The sequence below is a fragment of the Alistipes sp. AM16-43 genome (assembly GCF_003435745.1).
Classification (GTDB): Bacteria; Bacteroidota; Bacteroidia; order Bacteroidales; family Rikenellaceae; genus Alistipes; species Alistipes onderdonkii.
In genome coordinates this window covers 1-20,605 of record NZ_QTUQ01000009.1, presented here as the reverse complement: position 1 = coordinate 20,605, position 20,605 = coordinate 1, and the positions used below count along the sequence as shown (strand labels likewise).

General features: G+C 56.5%; 9 protein-coding genes and 2 pseudogenes. 1 reads left to right on the top strand and 10 read right to left on the bottom strand.

What is annotated here, in order from left to right; translation table 11 throughout:
• Positions 1-92: 92 nt before the first annotated feature.
• From DW189_RS12745 to DW189_RS12710, 8 genes are all read right to left on the bottom strand, one after another.
• Positions 93-2,633, bottom strand: a complete 2,541-nt coding sequence (locus tag DW189_RS12745) for a hypothetical protein (RefSeq protein ID WP_117508445.1) — start codon at positions 2,631-2,633, stop codon at positions 93-95.
• 43 nt (positions 2,634-2,676) lie between these two features.
• Complete coding sequence (locus DW189_RS12740; protein WP_042493479.1) at positions 2,677-4,323, bottom strand: RagB/SusD family nutrient uptake outer membrane protein; 1,647 nt, start codon at positions 4,321-4,323, stop codon at positions 2,677-2,679.
• A gap of 35 nt (positions 4,324-4,358) precedes the next feature.
• Positions 4,359-7,541 carry a SusC/RagA family TonB-linked outer membrane protein gene (locus DW189_RS12735; protein ID WP_117508444.1) on the bottom strand — a complete coding sequence of 1,061 codons (3,183 nt, stop codon included), beginning with the start codon at positions 7,539-7,541 and terminating at the stop codon, positions 4,359-4,361.
• Between the two features lie 185 nt (positions 7,542-7,726).
• Positions 7,727-9,658 carry a hypothetical protein gene (locus tag DW189_RS12730; protein WP_117508443.1) on the bottom strand — a complete coding sequence of 644 codons (1,932 nt, stop codon included), beginning with the start codon at positions 9,656-9,658 and terminating at the stop codon, positions 7,727-7,729.
• A 61-nt stretch (positions 9,659-9,719) separates the two neighbouring features.
• On the bottom strand, positions 9,720-11,954 hold the full coding sequence (locus DW189_RS12725; RefSeq protein ID WP_117508442.1) for a hypothetical protein: 2,235 nt from the start codon (positions 11,952-11,954) through the stop codon (positions 9,720-9,722).
• Positions 11,955-12,546: 592 nt separating this feature from the next.
• A complete protein-coding gene (locus DW189_RS12720) occupies positions 12,547-13,278 on the bottom strand; it encodes a copper homeostasis protein CutC (RefSeq protein WP_014775551.1) in 732 nt (243 codons plus the stop codon).
• Between the two features lie 9 nt (positions 13,279-13,287).
• Positions 13,288-15,909, bottom strand: a complete 2,622-nt coding sequence (locus DW189_RS12715) for a transglutaminase-like domain-containing protein (protein WP_014775550.1) — start codon at positions 15,907-15,909, stop codon at positions 13,288-13,290.
• The gene (locus DW189_RS12710) at positions 15,906-17,216 is read right to left on the bottom strand and encodes an alpha-L-fucosidase (RefSeq protein ID WP_014775549.1); all 1,311 of its coding nucleotides are present in this window, start codon (positions 17,214-17,216) and stop codon (positions 15,906-15,908) included. Before DW189_RS12710 ends, DW189_RS12715 begins: the two co-directional genes overlap by 4 nt.
• Positions 17,217-17,623: 407 nt before the next feature.
• Here DW189_RS12710 and fsa point away from each other — a divergent pair.
• Positions 17,624-18,266: pseudogene (gene fsa, locus DW189_RS12705) on the top strand (fructose-6-phosphate aldolase).
• A gap of 453 nt (positions 18,267-18,719) precedes the next feature.
• Here the strand turns inward: fsa and mobB are convergent.
• Positions 18,720-19,936: pseudogene (gene mobB, locus DW189_RS14790) on the bottom strand (conjugal transfer protein MobB).
• Positions 19,921-20,340: a mobilization protein gene (locus tag DW189_RS12695; RefSeq protein ID WP_014775548.1), complete on the bottom strand. Its 420-nt coding sequence runs from the start codon at positions 20,338-20,340 to the stop codon at positions 19,921-19,923. Before DW189_RS12695 ends, mobB begins: the two are co-directional and overlap by 16 nt.
• Between the last annotated feature and the right edge of the window lie 265 nt (positions 20,341-20,605).

Genomic DNA, 20,605 nt, shown 5'->3' with positions numbered 1-20,605 from the left:
ATGCTGATTTTTGAGTCCGGCAGGTTGTTTTTGGCTTGAAAAAAAGGGAGAGGCCGGCACTTGCCGGACGACCGGCCTCTCCCGATCCGATATTACTTGAGCGTGATTTCGGCAGCGGCCGTTTTCCGGAACCGGAGTTCCGATCCCGAACCGTTCGCACGCTGCACAGCGTCGCTGAATCCGACCGTAGCCCTTACAACTTTCGCTTCAGGAGCCGATGCGGGCAGGAATCCTTTCGCATAGTCGGTCGGTACGGTTTTGACGGAACCGCGTTCTGTAGAAACGGAGAATTCGAGCCGTTCGACGTAATTCCGCGGCTGCCGGAGCTCTGCGGCCATTCGGCGCAATTCTGCGATCCGCTCTGCGGCCAGTTCGGGAATGCCGCCCATATCCTTGGCGGGATCGACGAGCAACATGTCCGTAAGGATCGAATAGGGGGTCGTCGTACTCAACGTATACAGATAACGGAACGTGGCTCCCTGCTCGACATAGTTCGGAGTGGGCACGAAATAGATGTAACCGTCGGCCACGGCGCCTCCGATGAACGGATAATTGACCGCATAGAGGGCTTCGGGATTCTCCTCCGAGACGCAGCCGGCGAGGATGTCCTCTCCGTTGATGACACCGATCGGCGTTTGCGAAAGAAGCGGGGAGATAGCGCCGGTTATGCCTGCGAGCGGAGCAGTGGAGGGAACGTAGACCGCCGGAATCCGACCGCCTTCGTCGAACTCGACCCCGGGGAGTCCCGTGATGGTCAGCAGATCGGCCGAACTGCTTTCTGCCGGGTCGTCTTCGATGGTCACCGTGCCGATCTTCCGTCGCATCGGCTTCTCATCCATGACGTTGACGGCATAATAGTTCCATTCGGTCGAAATCAGGTACTCCTTCGAGGGCTGCTCTTTCTGCGGCAGGAAGTCCGAGTAGAGGAACTCGCTCTCCAATCCCGGGTTGTATACACCGGTGGTCTTGATGGATGCCGTGAAGAGTTTGCTGGCATATCCGTTGTAAGCCAGTCCGGCGAACGTGTACTCCGTGTCGCCGTTCAGCCCCGTGAGCATGACGCTGTAATGTCCGCCGTTGATGGCGTCGAGCTGCTCTTTGGTGAAATCCTTGCCCTCCTCTTTGAGGAAAGCCGTCATGTCCAATCCTTGGATGTCTTTTGTCTTGAAGACTCCGTGTTTGATAGATTCAATCCCCTCGCCATAGGCCCAGAATTTCGCCGCATTGTCCGTCGTAATGCCTTGTCCCGCGAATTCGTTCGTGGCTTCGAGCCCGATGTTGAGAATGACGGAAACCTTGTCCTCGTCGCCCTTGGCGATATATCCGAACGAAATGGAGGCGTAGCCCTGCATTTTCAGATTCTGCGACGCCGTTTCGCCGCCCTCCGGATTCGCCTCTTCGTCCGAACCGTAGATGCAGCCTACAAGCGTGTACTTGCCGGTGCCGCCTTCCAGATCCTGAACGGAAATCGTCCCCGAAACAGTGATCGTCTTGATGAGTTCCGCGGCGATCTTGCCATCGGCCATCTCCTGTGCCTTGAGGCTCGCCTCGCCGTCGCTCAAATTGCCCGTGAAGATCGCATAGCGGAACTCTCGGGTGTCCTCGGAGAGGGTGGCGCCGATTTCGACGACACCGTCTGCGGGTTCGCTTTTGGTGAGGGCCACCGAGTAATCGTAGACCCTGGCTCCGGGAAGCATGATCCGCTGCAGACCGTTTGCGTTGGCATAGAAGAATTTTCCGGCATATTCACCTTCGCTCGGTTCGAGCACGATACCCTGCGCCGGGAAGGTAATCACGCCGTTATTGAGCGTGCCATATTGTCCGGCTGATTCGTCCATGGCGAAATTTTCCGGTGTCTGCGATGCGATGTACCACTCACCCATATCGGAAAAGAGGGTCAGACCGGTCGATTGGTAGGGATAATAGACCTTGTTCGGATCCGAGGCATCGACATAGGTCCAGACGTTGCGGTTCTCGTGGTTTACCTGTCCTCCGGCGAAGATGTTCATCAGCTCCGGAGTGTAGGCTTTCATGCGGTAATAGCCCTTCTTGTCCGAACGCTCGTAGATTTCGAGTTCGATTTCGGGGTTCGGATTAGCATTGGGGTTGTCTATCGACGCGAAGTTGCCCAGAATGTCGTCGCGGTAGCGGCCTTTGGTCTCACCGGTCTTTTCGTCGGTGACCAATTCCCATTTGGCCAGCACGAGCGATATCGAAAGGTTCACCTTATCGGCACCGTAGATCGAAGCGTAGCGCGGATCTTCGATGTTGATATCGCAAGTGTAGGTCGTGCCCATTTGGGCCTTGGGGAAACTGATCGTAAAGGTCGTCTCGTCCTCTCCGGCATCGAATGCGATCGGCTCGACGACGAAAATATCCTCGACGTTGGACTTCACGACGACCGGAACGACGATCGGATCCACGGTGTTGCGCCGTTTGACCGTATAGGTCGCTTCGGTCTGGGTTCCCGGTTCGAACTCCAGATCGGTCCGGGTAGCCTGCTTCTTCGGGAAGTAGACACCGTAGCAATCGGGATTCTCCGCGGTTCCCTGCGTATAGTTCACGTCGTCCTCGCAGCCGGCAAGGACAAGAAGTGCCAGCAGGAACGGTAATATATGCTTGAATGTCTTCACGGTAATTTGCTTTTAGATTTGACAGCTTGATCGCAGATGGTCATCACCCGTTCCACGGCTTGACCGTTTGCGAAGGATCGGGATTGTTCTGCGTGGCGATGACGGGGTTGTTCTGCGTCTCACCGCGCGAGATCACGAAGTTCCAGTAGGGTGCACGGCCTTCCGTATTCAGCCGGTACGAGGCAGGAGAGTTGGTTCCCACATAGCCCCGTCGGGTGGACATGTCGAGCCGCTTCATGTCGAACATGACGATGCCTTCGCCCCAGAACTCGATGCGCTTCTGAAGCATCAGCTCGTTGGTGAAATTTTCAACCGACGACGACATGTTCGTACAGTCGTAACCTCCGCCCACAATGCGGTAGTTGTTCATGAACTCATTGAGCAGCCGAATTCCTTCGCCAAGATTTTCATGCGCCTTGGCCTCGGCCTCGATGAAGTACATCTCCTCGACGCGCATGTAGGGATGGTCTGCGGCTCCGCCGACCTTGAAATCCTCATAAGCGCCCTGCGCCGGACGGAACTTGATGTTCGCGTAATCGGGCAGTTCATTGAAGTATTCCTTCCCCTCTTTGCGGCAGCTTTTGTAGTCGTAGGACTCCTTCTCCGGGTCTTTGCGGTCGGGATCGAGCCACGAATGGCGGCGGAAGTCGCGCAGGTCGATACTGTTGTAAAGGTTGCTGTTGATGCAGCGGCAGGCGTCGTTTCCGTAGGCGCTCCACGCATTCTCCGTGCTCATGTGCGCCGTGAAGCAGAACAGGTTGGCAACGCTTTCGCTCGGCAGGGCGAGGCCCCAGATCCAGGCATTGTTCGCCGTGGCGCTGTTGAAGCCGTTCGAGGGGTCTTCCCACTGCTCCTGCGTCAGGGGCGTACAGCCGCTGGCGTTAATGGCCAAGCGGGCGTACTCGGCGGCGGAAACATAGGCTTCGGCGTCGTTCTTGGCCGTACCGCGCTCAAGCCAGGCCCGGGCTTTCAGGCCGTAGACCAGCGCCGGACTGATCGTATACTTGTCGGGAGCAGTAAAGCCGCTCAATAGTTCTTCGGCCTTGTCCAGGTCGGGGAAGATCACTTGATCGTAGATGTCGTCGACCTTGGCACGGGGGTTGTTCTTGGCCTCGGCCTCGGTAGTCTCGGGCAGTACGATGGGCACGCCCAGCCCGAGAACCCCGGGCGCTTCAGTGTAATTGTTCTCCTTGAACTCGTACAGACGCACCAGATCGAGGTAGAACATGGCCCGATAGGCGTAGGCGAAGCCCAGATAGGACTTCTGCGTGGCGTCGAGCGTCGCGAAATCCGAGGCGTCGATCTGTTTGATGACGTTGTTGGCCGCCATGATCCACGCATAGTAGTTATTCCACGTAAGCGCACCCACGGCATAGTCGGCGCCGAGCGCTTCGTTGGTTCCCCACTGTGCGAACCAATCGTAGCCGATATTGCCGCCAATGGCGACGTCGCCCGTCATGGATTCCGTGGCGATATGGATGGCCGGCAGGGCAAAATCCCAGGCTTGGCCTTCGCTTGCATAGCCTGCGGAACCGGCCTGTACGAGTGAGGCCGGAATGCCTTCTATCAGCGTTTCGAGGGTGACCTGATCCTCGGTAGCTATTTCATAGGGGTCGGCTTCTTTGATGCAGCTGCTTGCCAGCAAAGCTGCCGCCAGCGTCGCGAGCGTTATGTTTGTCGCTTTTTTCATATGCATGTCGTTTGTCGTAAAGTGTTTGAGGCCGATTAGAATTGAATGTTGATGCCGCCCGAAATCGTCCTTACAGGCGAATAGGTGGCCTGGCTCGTCGATCCCGAATAAGAGTAGCGGGGATCGAATCCCTGACGTTTGGACCAGTACCAGACATTCTCGCAGGCAAGGTAGACGCGCACCTTCTCGATTCCGACCTTCTTGGTGAAATTCGACGGCAGCGTGTAGCCGAAGTTGATGTTCTGTAGGTTCAGGTAGCTGGCGTCCGTAAGGAAACGATCAGACATACCGTTCTGATCCTTGTCTTCATACTGCAGGCGCGGGATGTTCGACGACGCATTGTCCGCCGACCATGCATTGAGGATGTCCTTGTGCCAGTTCATACCCGTCGTCTTGTTGGCCGGCGAGTACATCGCCGCGGAGTATCCCGAGTCGTAAGCCAGACCGCCGATCTGGTAGGTGAAGGCCACGCTCAGGTCGAAGCCCCGGAAATTGACACTCGTGCCGAAACCGCCGTAGAGATCGGGAATCGGGTCGCCGCAGAGATAGTCCGACGCCTTGGCATATTCAGTCGTCGTAACGCGCTTGCCCGTCGGGTTGCCCTTGTCGTCGGTTTCGTTCATGTACCACATCGAAAGGCCCTCGTCCGAAACACCGGCATATTTCCTCATGTAGAAAGTGTACATCGGAAGCCCTTCTCCGAAGAAAGTGGAGCCGCTCACGTAACCGGAGTAGCCATCGACCTGTTTGGTCCGTCGTTCAGAAGGCAGCATGGTGATCTTGTTGCGCAGGTGCGTCATGTTGAGGTTGATGTCCCACTGGACATGCTCCCGTCGGATCGGCGTAAAGTTCAGCTCGATTTCGACGCCGCTGTTGCGCATGTCGCCCACGTTGGCGTAGTAGGACGAATAGCCCAGCGACGGAGCTACCGGGAACGACAGCAGCATGTCGGTCGTCTTGCGGAGGAAATATTCGACGCCTCCGGAAACCGTACCGCGCAGGAAGCTGAACTCCACACCGGCGTTGAAGTTGGAGTTGGTCTCCCAGGTGATGTTCTCGGATCCTTTGGCGTTGAAGACGGTCGAGACCTTTCCGTTGGCGTTTTCGATCGTGTAGGTGTTCGTGTAGCGGAAGTTACCGATGTTGTCGTTACCCTGCGAGCCGATCGAGGCCTTCAGCTTGAGATTGTCGAGCCATTCATAGGTGCTCTCCATGAAATTTTCTTTCGAAATGATCCATGCGCCGCCCAGCGACCAGAAGTTGCCCCAGCGGTGGTCGGGGTGGAAACGCGAAGAAGCGTCGCGGCGGTAGGAGGCCGAGGCGAAATATTTGCCTGCGTAATCGTACATGACACGGGCGAAATAACCCTCGTTGTTGTACTCAACCCGGTAAGAGCCGGCTCCCTGTTTGTCGATGATCGCCCCGGCAAGCTCGTCGTTTTCCTGCGTCAGCATATTGCTTTTCGTGGCCGACAGCGTGTAAATGCGGTTCTGGTAGGACTCGTGGCCCAGCATCACGTTGATGTTGTGCGAGCCTATCTGCTTGGTGTAGTTGAGAATCTGCTGTAGGTTGAGGTCGAAATTCCGTTGATGGCCCTTCGAGACCATGCCTTTTTCGCTGGCGAACTGTCCGAACCAGGGATTCGTAACCGAGGTGGAGCGGGTTTCGTCGAGCGAAACGCCGGCGTTGAACGTGAATTTGAAATCCTTGAGGAAGGTGACGTCGATATATCCCGTACCGTTGAAAGCATTGCCTTCGGCTTCCTGTTTGTTGAGACGCGAATCCGAGAGGGCGTTGCTGTTGGGGAAGAGCGAACGCTCCATACCGGCATTGTCGCCGTTGCCGTAGTCGTAGAGCTTGATGCCGTCCTCGTTGTACATGACATTACCCTCGCCGTCGCGGATGTAGAGCGGATAGATCGGACCGACGGCCGTCGTATAAGCGAAAACGTTGCCCGACGAGTTACCGGCGCCGCTGTCGTCGATCTGGTTGTAGCGGAAATGCGTGTAGTTGGCATTGGCGCTGAACTTGAGCCACTTCTTGGCCTGATAGTCCACGCGCAGACGGGCCGTATAACGATCCATGTCCGAGTTGTAGGCGATACCTTCGTTGTTCAAATAGCCGAACGATCCGTAGATCGAGGCGTTCCCGGTCTGGCCGGAGATCGAAGCGTTGTACTCCTGACGCAGGGACGAGCGGAAAGCCGCATCGGTCCAGTCGTCGGGACGGATGTAGTACTCCTTGCCCTCATAGACGAGACGGCGGCCGAGAGTCGCAGCGGGATTGACCTTACCGTTGATGCCGATGAACTCCTGCCCGAAAGGAACCGTATAGACCATATAGCCCAGACCTCCGTCATTCGCATTGGCCGTCAAATTCGTATTGGCGCGCAAATGGGCCTCGCCGACACTCATTCCCGAATTGACATAGTAGTTTTTCAGCGCACTGTAATGCAGTTCGTAAAATTGCGCCGGGTTGGTAATGTACGCATAATCCTGGACGGCGCGCGAATTGACGCCCCACTTGGCGTCGATTGTCACGTGAGCCTCCTGCGACTTGGCCTTTTTGGTGGTGATCATCACTACGCCGTTGGCGCCGCGGGCGCCGTACAGCGAGTTCGAGGCGGCGTCCTTCAACACAGTCATCGATTCGATGTCACTCGGGTTGAGGTTGTTCAGGTCTCCCGAGTAAGGCATGCCGTCCACGATCCAGAGCGGATCGTTGCCGGCGTTGAGCGAACTGAAACCGCGGATGCGGATCGTCGGACTCTCTCCCGGCTGTCCTGAGGTGTTGGTCAGCTGCACGCCCGCGACCTTTCCGGCCAGAGCCTGCGCTACGTTCGACTGCTGCGACTTGGCGATGTCGTCCGATTTGATGACGGTCGCCGAACCGGTGAAAGCCTCCTTTTTTGCCGTACCGAACGCCACGACGATCACGTCGTCGATAGCCTGTGTGTTCTCTTTCAGCACGACGTCGATCCGGGTTTGCGTTCCCACCTTGATCGTGTGGGACTGATAACCCATGAACGATACGACCAGCACATTGTCCGGTGCGGCTTTGATCGAAAAGCTGCCGTCCGCACCGGAGGTCGTACCCTTCGTAGTGCCTTCGACCAGAATGGTGGCGCCGACGATGCCGGCCCCCGCATGATCTTTGACCGAACCCGTAATTTCCCGTTCCTGCGCATGGGCGGACAAGAACAGGCCGAGAACAGCCATCAATGATAGAAAGATTTTTTTGGTCATAAATGCGCCATTTTAACGCTGGTAAAAAAATGATTGTAGAAAATTTGCCGTCTTCGTGTCCCGGCGCGGAGCCGAAACATTCCTCCTCCCCTTCCGGAAGCCCGGAGGGGGGGGGATGTCATCCGCCTGTCCGGTCACCGAACCGGCCGGATCGCAGCCTATTCGTAGAAATCGTCTGCAAGGTCGTTCGGCTTCGAGCCCGAATACTTGTCAGCCTTGCCCCGGAATTCGATGATCAAGGTGTTTCCGGTTCCGGTCGGATCAGGGTTCCATGTACTGAATACTCCCCAATCGACCATCGAGAATTTGAAGATCCACTTCTTGTTCTCCTGCTTGACGGTCACTGCCGCCTTCTCGGGACACCGCATGCAGTACTTAGCCTTGTCGGAATATCCGTACCCGTTATATGAGGACAGATACATATACTGGAACCTGAGGTTCCATTTGCAATTCGTGCCTTCCGCAGGCAGGTCGATCTCTCCTTCATGGTCGAGGTAGCTGTCCGGCAGGAAAAACATCGGAGTAGTATTATCCGCATCGATACTCTCGGTGAAAGCATTCCGGAAATAGAAGCAATATCCCGATAGCAGATCGCCGGTATAACTATCCCGATAAGCCGGGTCGTGCCGCACCTCCATCGCCGTAACGGGCCAATACAGCATGTCCTTGTTATCCTTGTCCAGGAATTTGATATAGGGCTCGAACGGTTTGACGGGCTTCAATGTTTCTTCATCCATTGCGTCGGCCGTCGCAGCCGTCGGCACACCGTAGTATTCGGCTTCGACCCCGATGCCGTTTTTCAGCGTCAGATTTACCCGCAGATAAATCTCCTTGCCGCCAGCGGGATTGGGATGGGTCTCGATCGTACCGGTCAGTCCCGCATCCTCGCCGTAGTAGGTCTGATAGGTCTTGTGGTCGTAGAGCCGGAACCAGTAATCGGAGGTCTGCGCCGCAACGTCGATCACGCCGTCGAACTTGGCCGCCAGCACCCGCACATACGCAGCCCAATGACCTTTGGCAAGATCAGCCGGGGCTGCGGCCGTTTCGGCATCGCCCAAAGCGAATACGTAGCTGCCGACCTGCGGCTCCTGCGAGAAGAGCGCGGCGATCGGGGCCTCGGCTGCGGCCGCAGCCTCGCCTCCGGCTGCCGGCTCCGTCACCTTGATCGTATTGGTGGCCGCATAGCCTCCGGCGAACGTGCCTTCGTAGGCGGCACGCAGGCGCTTCCCGTCTTTCGAAGCGTCAAGCGCGACGATGAGCCCCTCGATCGTGCCGAATTTATCCGTCAGGTACTTCGCCGTCAGCGTTCCGGTCGTCCCGGCGCCCGTTGCGAATTCACCGCAGCGAATCTGCACCTTCGCGGGATCAGCTGTCGCAAGGTCGATTTCCTCCGTTCCGAACAGCTCCTCGGCAAGCAGAATCTCCACGCCCGCAGCCCCCTCCTCGGGAGCGGCCAGGCCCTCTTGCTCGTAGAGGCAGAAGCGGCGGTTGCCTTCGCGGACATTGCGCCACTCGACGACGCTTCCGACGGCGGCGATCCGATTGTCGATCTCGTATTGGTTCGTCAGTTCGACGTCACGCTCTTCCGTACAGGTATTCTGGTAACGGGCGATCAGCGTCTTGCCGCTCTTCAATTCGACGTAGGTATAGAGATTGAGCCGGGTTTCCGTCACCAGATCGGCGGAGAGTTCTACGCTCGCGACGTCGTTCATCGTCGTCTTTTTCACCGAAATATCCTTGTATTCGATTTCGAACGGATCGGAGGCCGTGTTCACGGTGCCCTTGGGGCTCTCCACCATCACGCGCAGATAATCGTCGGCCTGTTTCATCTGCTCGGCATTGATCAGCCCCTCGGTCGGCGAGAGATAAAAGGTGTGGCTGCCGTCTTCTTCAGCGACATAGATTGCCGACTTGATGCCGACGAGATCGCCTCCGTCGTACTGGATTTGATCGGTCAGAGTTACAGGAGGCTTCTTCCCGGGGTCGGGGTCGTCGTTGGGATCGTCGTCATCGCATGCACCCAGCATGGCTGCCGATGCGAGCAACGCGCACGCCAGCGCGCGCAGTCTGTAATGGGTCGAGTTTTTCATAACGATTGTTTTTAATAGCGCGGGGTTCGGGAAAACCCCGCGCTATCCGGTTTTTCTGTTGTCATTCGGTCATTCCGGCCTTTTGGAACATGACGCCCGGCAGTTCTTCGGCCAGGCGGCTCATCGGAACCGACGGAGCCGGCAGGCGACGCAGCAGCCTGGGCGGTTCGAGATGATCCTTCTCAGCCGCAGCACGCCCCGTTTGGCTTACGACAGGGCCCTCCCACGTTCCGCGCACATGATGCTTGCGCACGCAGATGCCGTCGACCTCGAATCGGTACCAGTTGTCCTTGCCTTCGCCCTCGACTTTGGTGATTGTAACCTGACCGCCGTAAAGCAGCGCATGTGCGTCCATGTATTCGAAGACATTGCCGTCTCCCCATGTCGAGTAAGTCTGGTGCATCCATCGGCTGCCGCTCAAAGCGCCGTTCAGCATGATGCCGCGCATCATGACGCCGGGCTTGATGAATTCCGGCCAGCGCTGTTCGGTCACCTCGTAGGTTCCCGGAGTGATTTCGTTCTCCTTGCCCGGCTCGGTGGTAAGTTCCACACGGACGATGTCACCGCCCGGCTCGCGATCCACGAAGTCTTCGAGATGGTCTCCTACCCATTCGATACCGATATTGATGAATTGCAGACCGCATCCGTAGGAACTGATCGGTTTGTAGCCGATGCCTTGGATATAGACCTGATCCGAAGTATAGTAATGCGCCTTTTTGATCTTCGACAGATCCATGTCGTAGTCACGCTCGAGCGTCGAGGTGCCGTCGTCATCGGACTTGTCGTCGGATGCGTCGGTGATCGGAATGACTCCGGTGTACGAGCCCTTGAGGGTAAAGCCGTCCTTCGAGGTAAGGTTGAACTCGATCTTGTATACCGGTTCTATTTTGCCGTCTTCGCCTTGGGCCGTACCGGCGGCCTCGATCTTGATGATGCCCTCCTTTCCGTAGGAAAATTGTCCGAAAGAGGTTCCGTCGTCCAACTGGACATAAGTGCCGAGCGGGAATACCAGCCCCTCCATCGGAATTTCCACGGCGGGCATCCACGACCCCCATTGGAACGAGGTGTTGGCCAGATATTCGTGGGGCTTGATCACGGCTTCCTTCGGATTGCCGAACAGGTCGTTGAATACGACGAGCGCAGCGGCGAGACCGCCCTGCCCCTCCTCCGTGTCGTAGGTTTCGTCGTAAATGTTGATCTGCATCATGCCGGTACCTGCTTCGAGCATGTTGCCGTAATAGGTCGCGGTGGCGCTGACTCCGACCACGTCCACGTCGCGTCCGATCTGTGGCAGGTAGAAACCGCCGTCCTCCGGCTGGTCGACGATCTGGAGCTGTCCCTCATAGACGATGCTCTTTTCGGAACCGTCCGTATCGACGAAACGAAGCGAAATGATCCAGATGTCGCCTTCGCGGGTGACTTTCAACGGCTCTCCCGAAACCAGCGACAACTGGGTCTTATTGCCTTCGGCGTCGATATACTGAACGCCGGTATATTGGGCCGTGAACGTGTGATCCTCGTTGAGCTGGCTGGCCATATATTCACCCTCGGGAAGCGTGTAGGCATCTTCGCCCGGAACCGCATAGAGGTCGGCCACGAAAAGGTAACCCGCCTCTTTGAGCGTCACCCGCCCTTTGGATACGGTATGCTCGGCATCCGTGAAGGCCATATAATAGTTGTGCGACTCCACGCCCTTGACCGGGCCGAGGTACCACGACAGCGGAACTTTATCCAGCAACACCTTGTCTGCGTCATCTCCCACCTCCGAAGCGTCGGAATTCTTGCACAGTCCGTAATAGGCAACCGTCAGCGTTTTTCCGCCGGTTTCGATTTCGGCGGAAATACGAGCGACGCGGGCCGAGAGGAACTCGACCGAGAGATCCGCTTTCGAGGCTTCTCCGACGTTCGAGGAGTTTACGTCGATCTCCCCATAGGCGATTCCGTTGCCGGCAACCGCAAAATCGACGGCTCCGGAAGGTTGTTTGACGGTAATTTTGACGGCATCGTCGGCGATCAGCATGCCGTCCACATCCACAAGCCCTGCCGTCGGCGAGAGATAGATCGTATAGACGGAGGCAGCTTCCGAAGCATCTGCCTTTTCGCCGTTTCCGGGTGTCTCGACCGAGTAGACGGCGGATTTGATTTCCCGTACGACACCGTTGCAGATCAGGGCATTCCCGCTTTCTGGCATGTCGGGGTTGCCGGATGAAGTGGAATCGTCGTCCGAACATGAATTCAGTACGGACGCTCCTGCCATGCAAAGCATGGCCAGAAAGGATAGGTACAACTTTTTCATAGGATGAGATTTAATGAACCGGCTTCCCGGTTTGGCTTTCGGATGTGATAAGCATAATGAAATGCCATACTTAAAACAGTCGATACAATCTACAAAATGAAACCCTGAACGGATTCCAGAAAAATTACTTATCGAGTTTTCGGGATTTTATCGACTTGACACGAGAACGGCGCCAAGGAAAAATCCCCCCCCCTCGCAATTTGACGAGGAAAGAGGATTCTCTTTGTCGCAAAAATAATAAAAAGATTTTATCCTAATTAATTTTTCGCAAAAAAATCATCAGCAATTACGCTCTAAATGCATAAAAAAGTCTTGCAAAATGCGCATTTTAAGAACAGATTCGCACTTCAGACCGACGGCGAAATCGGGCAGGGCAACCGCTTCGAAACTGCTCCGCCAAACCAAAAACAAGGATGGAATAAAATATACTATATATAAATATGATCTCTTTCCAGATGAGTGGATATACCACGCCCGCGTCCTGCAAACCTCACATTACCTTATCCCGATAGTCGGGGTGAAATATACACAGTGACAACCGTCTGGCTGCCACATCCGAGCACCACACCCTCCGAGCTGAAATCAATCGTTGTTATTCCAGCTTGGCCAACAGTTGCCGGACGAATGCTTCGTCGGCATCGGTCAGGGTGTATTCGGGAACGCCGGCGCACCCGCCCATCGAGACCTGCGGATTACGGAAGCGCATACCGCTTTCGCGTTCCCGGCGGGCGCTGAAGTGCAGGGCATCGACCCCTGTGGCGGCCAGCAGGCGGGCGTTCGACGGATTGACGCCGCTTCCGGCCATGATTTCGATGCGGCCGGCCGCCTGCGCCGCCAAGGCTCGCAGCGTCCCGACACCCTCCTGCGCCGTATTGCGGCCTCCGGAGGTGAGCACCCGGCGGCATCCGGTGCGGATGACCGCTTCGAGCGCCTGCCGGGGATCGCGCGTCATGTCGAACGCGCGGTGGAACGTCACCTCCATCCCCTCAGCCTCGCGGACAAGCTGCGCCGTGCGCGTCTCGTCCACCTCTCCGTCGGGGGTCAGCACGCCGAGGACCACCCCGTCGGCTCCGCAGGCACGGGCGAAGCGAATCTCTTCGGCCATCAGCGCCGTTTCGGCATCCGTATAGCAAAAATCCCCGCCCCGAGGGCGTATCATCACGCTCAGCCGCAGGCCCGGTAGACTCCGGGCGTAGCGGATCAGCCCGGCGGAAGGGGTCGTACCCCCTTCGAAGGGCGCGGCACAAAGCTCGATGCGCGTGACGCCTGTCCGCCGGGCTATATCGCACGCATCGCAGGTATAGGCGCAAAGTTCAGTCGTCATAAATTCCGGTCATAATTGGTGTATGGTGTACAAAAGACGGTCGCCGAGGCCAATCGTATAGCCGTGGGATTCGAACACGACACGGTTGAACGTATCGCCGATCAGAAAGACCGGAAGCGAAACGTTCCCCGGCAGCTGCATCGCTTCGAGAATCCGCCTGCGAACCGAGCCGTCGCGGTCGATGCCAAAGGTGACGGTCGCCGGCAGCGGGGCCGCGGGCGACGCCGTGTATTTCCGGTACGCCCCCTCGTCGGGGAAGAGCAGGATCAGCGAGCGTCCCCACGCTTCAAGCTCCGCGGCTTTGGCCGCGATGTCCTTCAGCGCATGATCTGTAGGCTCCTGTCCGACGCACAGCAATCCGATCACGAAATAACCACGTCCCGCAGTCGTGAGGACCGACGTTTCGGCTCCCGTCGCGGCGTCAGTGAATTTCGACTCCGAATCGAAACTCCCGATCACGCGAACCGCCTCCGAATTGTCGCGCATCGTCAGGTTCGTTTCGGTCGTACTGTCCGGACGGACGTTGAAGAACGACACGTTCCCCAGCACGCTGCCGCTGGCGAGCCGGCTGCCCGTCACAAGCATATAATAACCGGTTTCCAGATCGGCGGGAGCCCGGAACAGCTCGCTCCACCGCTCGAAATCAGGATAGTTCAGCAGGGAGAACGACTGCCCGTCGAAGCGCGAAAGGGAGAAGTGCCGGAAATACTCCGGATCGTCGAGACGCGGAATCGGCGCATAGTTCAATTGCAGCCGCCCGGTCTCCAGTTCCCGGTTCCCGGCCGCGTCGAAATCGACGGGCACATCCTTCCCGGCATGGCGGTAGAAGAGGTTGCCCGTCACGCGGTCGATCCACGCCGGGATGCCGAGCGAACGAGCCGCGGCAACGAAGAAGATAGCCCGCGAGAGTTTGTCGGCCGTCCGGCTACGCCACACGCCTTCGGGCGAGATGGTCGTGGAGACGGTGCAGAGTTCCGGACGCAGGGTCAAGCTGTCGCGGCACCACGCCACCAGACGCTGCGGGTCACGGCGGAACGCGGCGGCATCGGCGGCCGGAATTTCCCGCTGCAGGAACGACCGGTAGGGCGTGAGCATCTCATCGGCCACACGCGGGGCCAGCACGGTCGCGGCGTCGGCATTCTTGTCCGTATTATAAAGATGATCCGCGAGCACCGCCGACGGCGTATCGCGCAGATCCTTTTCCGACAGCGTGGCGAGCAGTTGCAGCGCCCGCCCGGTGCATCCTTTCCGGCTCGCGCCGCGCAGGAAATCCATAATTTCGGCGTGATTGCCTCTCGAAGCGGCGATAAATCCGGCCACATCGTCCGGCTTCATGCCGACAGAACGTGCAAACTCCGCAACGGCGGGTTTCGCCGGGAACGTGGCGATATAGGCGTTGCGGATGGAGTCTTCGCGGTTGAAGCGACGGTCGTTCTCCGCACGCTGAGCGGCCGTCACCTCCGGCAAATTCGCGCTCTCGGCCGGAGGAACGATGTCGACGGGGAAGGAGAATTCGTCGCCGATCGCATGCTCCAGCACCACCGTCGCCTCCGTCTCCCTCCCGAAAGAAACCTTCCGAACCCCAAACCGGCCATCACAGACAGCCGTGACAAGCATATCGCCCAGACCCGCCGACAGCGACGCCCGCCCCCGGACGTCGGTCGTTTTGCGCGATACGGTGTAGAACTCGGCGTAATTGTAAAGTTTGAACTCCACGGTCGCACCCTCCACGGGACTGCCCGCCGTGTCGGTGACCGTCACGGTGAGCGGGGCGCACGCGGCATAGTTCGAGATCACATTGATCTCGGTGTAGTTGGCCGTGGTTTTCATCACCTCCTCCGAACCGTCGTAATAGCCGAAGACCTTGGTATGCATCAGCATCCCGCGGCTGGCCGGGGCGTTGAACCACCCCAGGTCGAGCACCGGTTCCGGCTCGCAGGCCCCGAGGAAATGCCACCGTCCGTCGGCCCAGGCCTCTACCCAGGCGTGGTTGTCGTCGGTGTGCGCCCAGCGGGGCGTGTAGACCTGCCGGGCCGGGATGCCCACCGACCGCAGGGCCGCAACGAGCAGCGTGGACTCCTCGCCGCAGCGGCCGTAAGCCGTGCGCACGGTGGCCAGCGGCGAACTAGTTCGCGCATCCGACGGCTGGTAGTTGGCCTTCTCGTGACACCAGTGGTTCACTTCGAGGATGGCGTCATACATCGACAGCCCCTCGACGCGGGGTTTGAGTTCATCGTGAAATACCCGGCGCGAATCATCGAGACACTCGTTGTTGACCCGCACGGGCAGCACGAAATGCCGGAACAACTCGTCGGAGACGCTCCTGCCCCAAGGCATCTCCTGCCGGACAGACAGCGCACAGCGCACGTTTTCCAGATAAAAATCGCCCAGATAGTCGGTAATGTCCCCCACGGGCATATAGGCATAGAGAAACGTCATTGCATCGCGTTCCTGCGGCGTCATCGGTTCGTCGAATATCCCGAACAGATCGCCCCGGGGGAGCAGCTCCTGTTTGTGCCGGAAATCGGTCTCCACGCGCCGCATGAAACCCTCGTTGCCGGCCGGGGAGCACGCCGACAACACGCCCGTGAGCATAAGCAGGCCGGCGAATAGCTGTGTCGTTTTTTTCATCGTAAAGTGAGTTCTATGATTCGGTCGGTATCCTCGGGAACATGCTCCAGATTCAGGACGATCCCTTTTCCCCGGAGCGTGTCGAACTTCACCCGCTCGCCGTTGTTCAGGCACCGGGCTTCCCCGACTTTTTCCGCAAGCGGCAGGTACAGCGCATCGTCCTGCAAATCGAGCACATGCACGTAAAGTTTGTCGCCCTTGCGCGTCGTCACGCCCCAGTCGTGGGGCGGGATGTCGCCGCCGCGGGTTCCGTAGATGCTTTCGCCGTACCGGGCGAGCCATTCGCCCATCTCCCGCAGCCGTTCGACGGCCGTCGCAGGCAGTTTTCCGTCGGGTTGGGGACCGATGTTGAGCAGCAGGTTTCCGTTGCGGCCCGCAGCCCGCACGAGGTAGTGGATCAGCGTCTTCGACGATTTGTAGTCGAGGTCGGTGATCTTGTAGCCCCACATGCCGTTCATCGTCTGGCACGTTTCGAGCGGCAGGCGGCCGATCTCCTGCCCCGAAAGTCCGGCGGTGTTCTCGCCCGGAAGGTCGCGTTCGAAAATCTGGATGTCCTCGCCTTCGAACGGAACCAGGTGGTGGTTGTTACCCACCAGACAGGCCGGCCTGATGGCATGGATATGGTCGTACAGCCCGCGGAGTTTCCAGTCGAAATCCGGGTTCTGATCCTGATCCCACACCCCGTCGAACCACACGGCGCCCACCGAACCGTAACCCGTCAGCAGTTCCGTGAGCTGGCGTTTCATAAAATCGTAGTAACGCTCGTAGCTGATCGCCGTGCCGGGACGCCCCGTCCCAAGCCCCGTCCGCCCGCGCGGGCAGTCGTCGCGGTACCAGTCGATCAGCGAATAATAGAGGTGCAGGCGGATGCCCTGACGGGAGCACTCGTCGGAGAGCGCTTTCACGACATCCTGTTTATACGGCGTGGCGTCCACGATGTCGTAGTCCGTCTGCGCGGTGTCCCACATCGAAAAGCCGTCGTGGTGGCGCGTCGTGAAGCAGACGTACCCCGCACCCGAGGATTTGATGGCCGAGACCCACTCCGCGGCATCGAAATCATGTGGATAAAACGCATTGGCCAGCTTGGCGTACTCCTGATAATTGATATTGCGGTTGGTCATAGTCCATTCGCCCGTGCCGAGCAGCGAGTAGAGCCCCCAATGAAGGAAAATGCCGAATTTGGCATCCTGAAACTCCGTCCGAGCCCGAAGGTTTTCGGGCGCCGGGACATAAGGATCAACCACCTGTGCCGATATCGTTCGGCAGACAGCAGTGCAAAGCAATGTAAAAAACAGTTTTTTTATCATCTGCGAGTAAAAATTTAGCCCGGGTATTTACAATGCTTATCTACCTTTCTTTTTTTCAAAGAAGAGGCAAATTCTATATTAAATGAATATCCAAAGATAGCACAAAAACTCATCAAAGCATATCAAAACCAAAAATTTTAATATGCTTTAAAGTCAAGTATTCTGTAAAATACCTCTTTTAGCGTCAATTAAAAGGCTACTCTGCCAACGCATACCGAGGCAGTTGCACCGACACCTATACTTGGCAGAACAACATGATTTTTTTTTGACGGCCTCCTTTACGAATCCCACAACCGAGCAAAGCTGATAGATCATAACTGACAACACTCTAACGTTATTCGCTCTACGATTTCTGTAGTCTGGAATTTTCTTCGTATCTTTAAGAAACCGTAAAAACTATTTGAGCCATGAAATTCTTTATCGACACGGCCAATCTGGAACAAATCCGCAAGGCGCATGAACTGGGCGTCCTGGACGGCGTAACGACCAACCCATCGCTGATGGCCAAAGAGAACATCCGGGGTACGGAAAACTGCAACCGTCATTATGTTGAAATCTGCAGACGTGAGCGCCGAGGTCATAGCCACAGACTTCGAAGGAATGGTGCGAGAGGGTGAGGCGCTGGCGGCGCTGCATCCCCGCATCGTCGTGAAACTGCCCTGCACGGCCGCAGGAATCCGGGCCGTAAAATATTTTGCCGCCAAGGATATCCGGACGAACTGCACGCTGGTATTCTCCGTGGGACAGGCGTTGCTCGCCGCAAAGGCCGGAGCGACCTACGTGTCTCCGTTCGTGGGACGTCTCGACGACATCTCCGAAGACGGCGTGGCATTGGTAGCCCACATCGTGAAGGTCTACCGCACCTATGGTTACAAAACGCAGGTGCTGGCCGCTTCGATCCGTCATACGCAGCATATTATCCAGTGCCTCGATGCGGGAGCCGATGTGGCGACATGCCCCCTTGCGGCAATCGAAGGGTTGCTCAGACATCCGATGACGAACAGCGGGCTGGAGAAGTTCCTCGCAGACCATGCACGGCTGAATACCTGAACGGAAACCGAATTGCGACATTTCCGGATGACATCTATACGCTTGAATGTACAAAATGACAAAAGTCCTATATACGAACATAGGACTTTTGTTATAAATATTATAGTCGGCCAGAGAATCACTCTATAAACAGTTCGTCTTGTCTGACAACATGCCACAGCGTCAACATACTGCACACGCCTCTTGAGGGTTACAAAAATAATTTCGGCAGAGTCGGCCGCCAAGACGAACAACGCATTAACATGATCTAATTCAACACAATACACAATTTCTAAGCAAAAGTCAACGAGGTAACGCTTTGGACACCGAAACCTCGTTTACAATTACGTTTTTTACTCTATAAGCGATATACTTCTTATCTGAAAAGCAACATAATGTCCTATGAATCAAACATCTTCCCACCCGCGAAAGATCCTTCGTACAGTAAGTATCAGTCTTCATATCAAAAAAATGTCACCTCCTCTTTCGAAATCGTTGCATCTGCCGCTGCTGTTCTTCATAGGCCTGCGTGTCGGTCAGGTCCAATAGCGTATCGACAATGCCAGAAATAGGATTGGCGATATGGTTTTGTATTTCGTGTTACGGTGCTGTGTGTTGTTCTGGAACCTGCTTGTCGTTTTTCGGTGCCGGATAGAGTTCATTGAAAACATTTGCCGAAAACTCTTTTCCCAGTACCGACCTGCGGGCAACGATGCCGTCGTTATGGTCAATGAAAGTCACACCATAGATTCTGCCGACCGGGTTAATGCGGAAAATCGTGTCGATATTCTCCGCTTTGAGCAGTCGCCGGAACTCGTCCCGTGTATTGTGTGGGCTCATGGCGTCTTTGACTGTTTGCCGAAGTCGGTCGAGCGTTCCGTCCTGCTTCAGCGCACTCTTCGACCGCTCGTAATACTTTTGAAGAGCCTTGTAGCCGACATCCCGGCCGATACGGCTCGATTTAAACGGAGTACCGATGCCATAGCCGTCATCGGTCAGGGCCCGTAGATCACTCCGGCATAATCCCTGCCGTCGATGGTTCCCGTACGTTCTTCAACTGAGACATTGAAACGTTCCAGCAGGGTGCGAAACTCTCCGTAGGACGAACATTTGTAATTGCACAAGCACGACCGCACGACGGACGATATCTGCTGTTTGACATTGCCCTCTTTATAGTTTACTTTGCGCAAGCCGAGCCTGTCTGCTTGTTCCTCGCCTTTGATACTCGGATGCAGACCGTATTTCCGCTCCAAATCACGCAGAATTTCCATCGAGCGCCGGGCCTCGAAATCGTGCGGGAGTTTGCGGCCCTGCTCATCGACCCGCAGCGACACGATATGGAGATGCTCTCTGGAAATGTCCTTGTGCTTGAAAACGATATAGGGCTGTTCGCCGTAACCCATGCGCTCCATGTACTCGCGGGCAATGTCCCGGAGCCGTTCGTCTGTCAGTCTGTCTTCCGGCGAAGGATTCAGCGAGACATGGAAGACCGTATTGGTCGTCCTTCTGTTAGCTTCGAGGTAGGGCCGGAAGCTCTCCATGCAGGCATCGATATCCATTCGCCCGTGTTTATTGAAGGGTTCGAGCATCTTCTGCCAGAGGAGCACTTCGGCCTCATTCTTATCCACTTTCTCCTTGTTGTAGTACAAGGCTCCGCCGGGCGAGGAGCCCGATCTTATATTCGCAACCATTCCTTAGCCTGTTTTGCGAGGTTGAGAATCTCGATACTCAGGGCTTTCAGCTCGCGGGTCCGTTGCTCCAATGCAGCGATCTGATGCGGGATAGCAACGTTGGAAAAGTGCGAATTGACAGCCTTTACAATCTGGTTGTAGTTGTTCGCAAGTTTCTGGAATTGGAAATAAAAATCATTCAGCCGGGCGACGAATTGCGTCTTCGACGGATCGCGTTTGATGACGACAAACTCCTCGGCAAAGAGCCTTTTGACGATAAAACGGCTACGGTTATGCTCCAATCCTGCCTCACAAAGCATCTGCTTAAAGCGGATATTCTCTTCGGTGGTGAGTTTGAAATTATACCTGTGGACTCTGGGATCTGTCGTTGTCGGGCGTCCGATCCTCTTTTTCGTGGTTGTCATCAAGCTGGTAGTTTAAGTGGCGTGACTCGGGAACGCCACCCGGCCTCGCAGAGCGAGCACCTTTGTATGCCGAAAAATTTTTCGGCATACAAAGGTACAGCTCGCTGTTATCTGGCGATAACAAAATCCGCGGCGGAAAATTTTTTGTGAAAACTTTGAAAAGCCTCCGAGGGCGGGTCTTTCCCGGTGCAATATTACAACCGTCTGGAGATTGTCCCGTCCTGAAAAAGGTTTACAGTGATTGATAATTAAAGATAAACATTTT

What these genes read in the sequence shown, in the direction of transcription:
- DW189_RS12710 (WP_014775549.1), bottom strand. Translation starts at nt 17,216, where the DNA reads ATGATAAAAAAACTGTTTTTTACATTGCTTTGCACTGCTGTCTGCCGA.
- DW189_RS12720 (WP_014775551.1), bottom strand. Translation starts at nt 13,278, where the DNA reads ATGACGACTGAACTTTGCGCCTATACCTGCGATGCGTGCGATATAGCC.
- DW189_RS12715 (WP_014775550.1), bottom strand. Translation starts at nt 15,909, where the DNA reads ATGAAAAAAACGACACAGCTATTCGCCGGCCTGCTTATGCTCACGGGC.
- DW189_RS12735 (WP_117508444.1), bottom strand. Translation starts at nt 7,541, where the DNA reads ATGGCTGTTCTCGGCCTGTTCTTGTCCGCCCATGCGCAGGAACGGGAA.
- DW189_RS12695 (WP_014775548.1), bottom strand. Translation starts at nt 20,340, where the DNA reads ATGACAACCACGAAAAAGAGGATCGGACGCCCGACAACGACAGATCCC.
- DW189_RS12730 (WP_117508443.1), bottom strand. Translation starts at nt 9,658, where the DNA reads ATGAAAAACTCGACCCATTACAGACTGCGCGCGCTGGCGTGCGCGTTG.
- DW189_RS12740 (WP_042493479.1), bottom strand. Translation starts at nt 4,323, where the DNA reads ATGAAAAAAGCGACAAACATAACGCTCGCGACGCTGGCGGCAGCTTTG.
- DW189_RS12725 (WP_117508442.1), bottom strand. Translation starts at nt 11,954, where the DNA reads ATGAAAAAGTTGTACCTATCCTTTCTGGCCATGCTTTGCATGGCAGGA.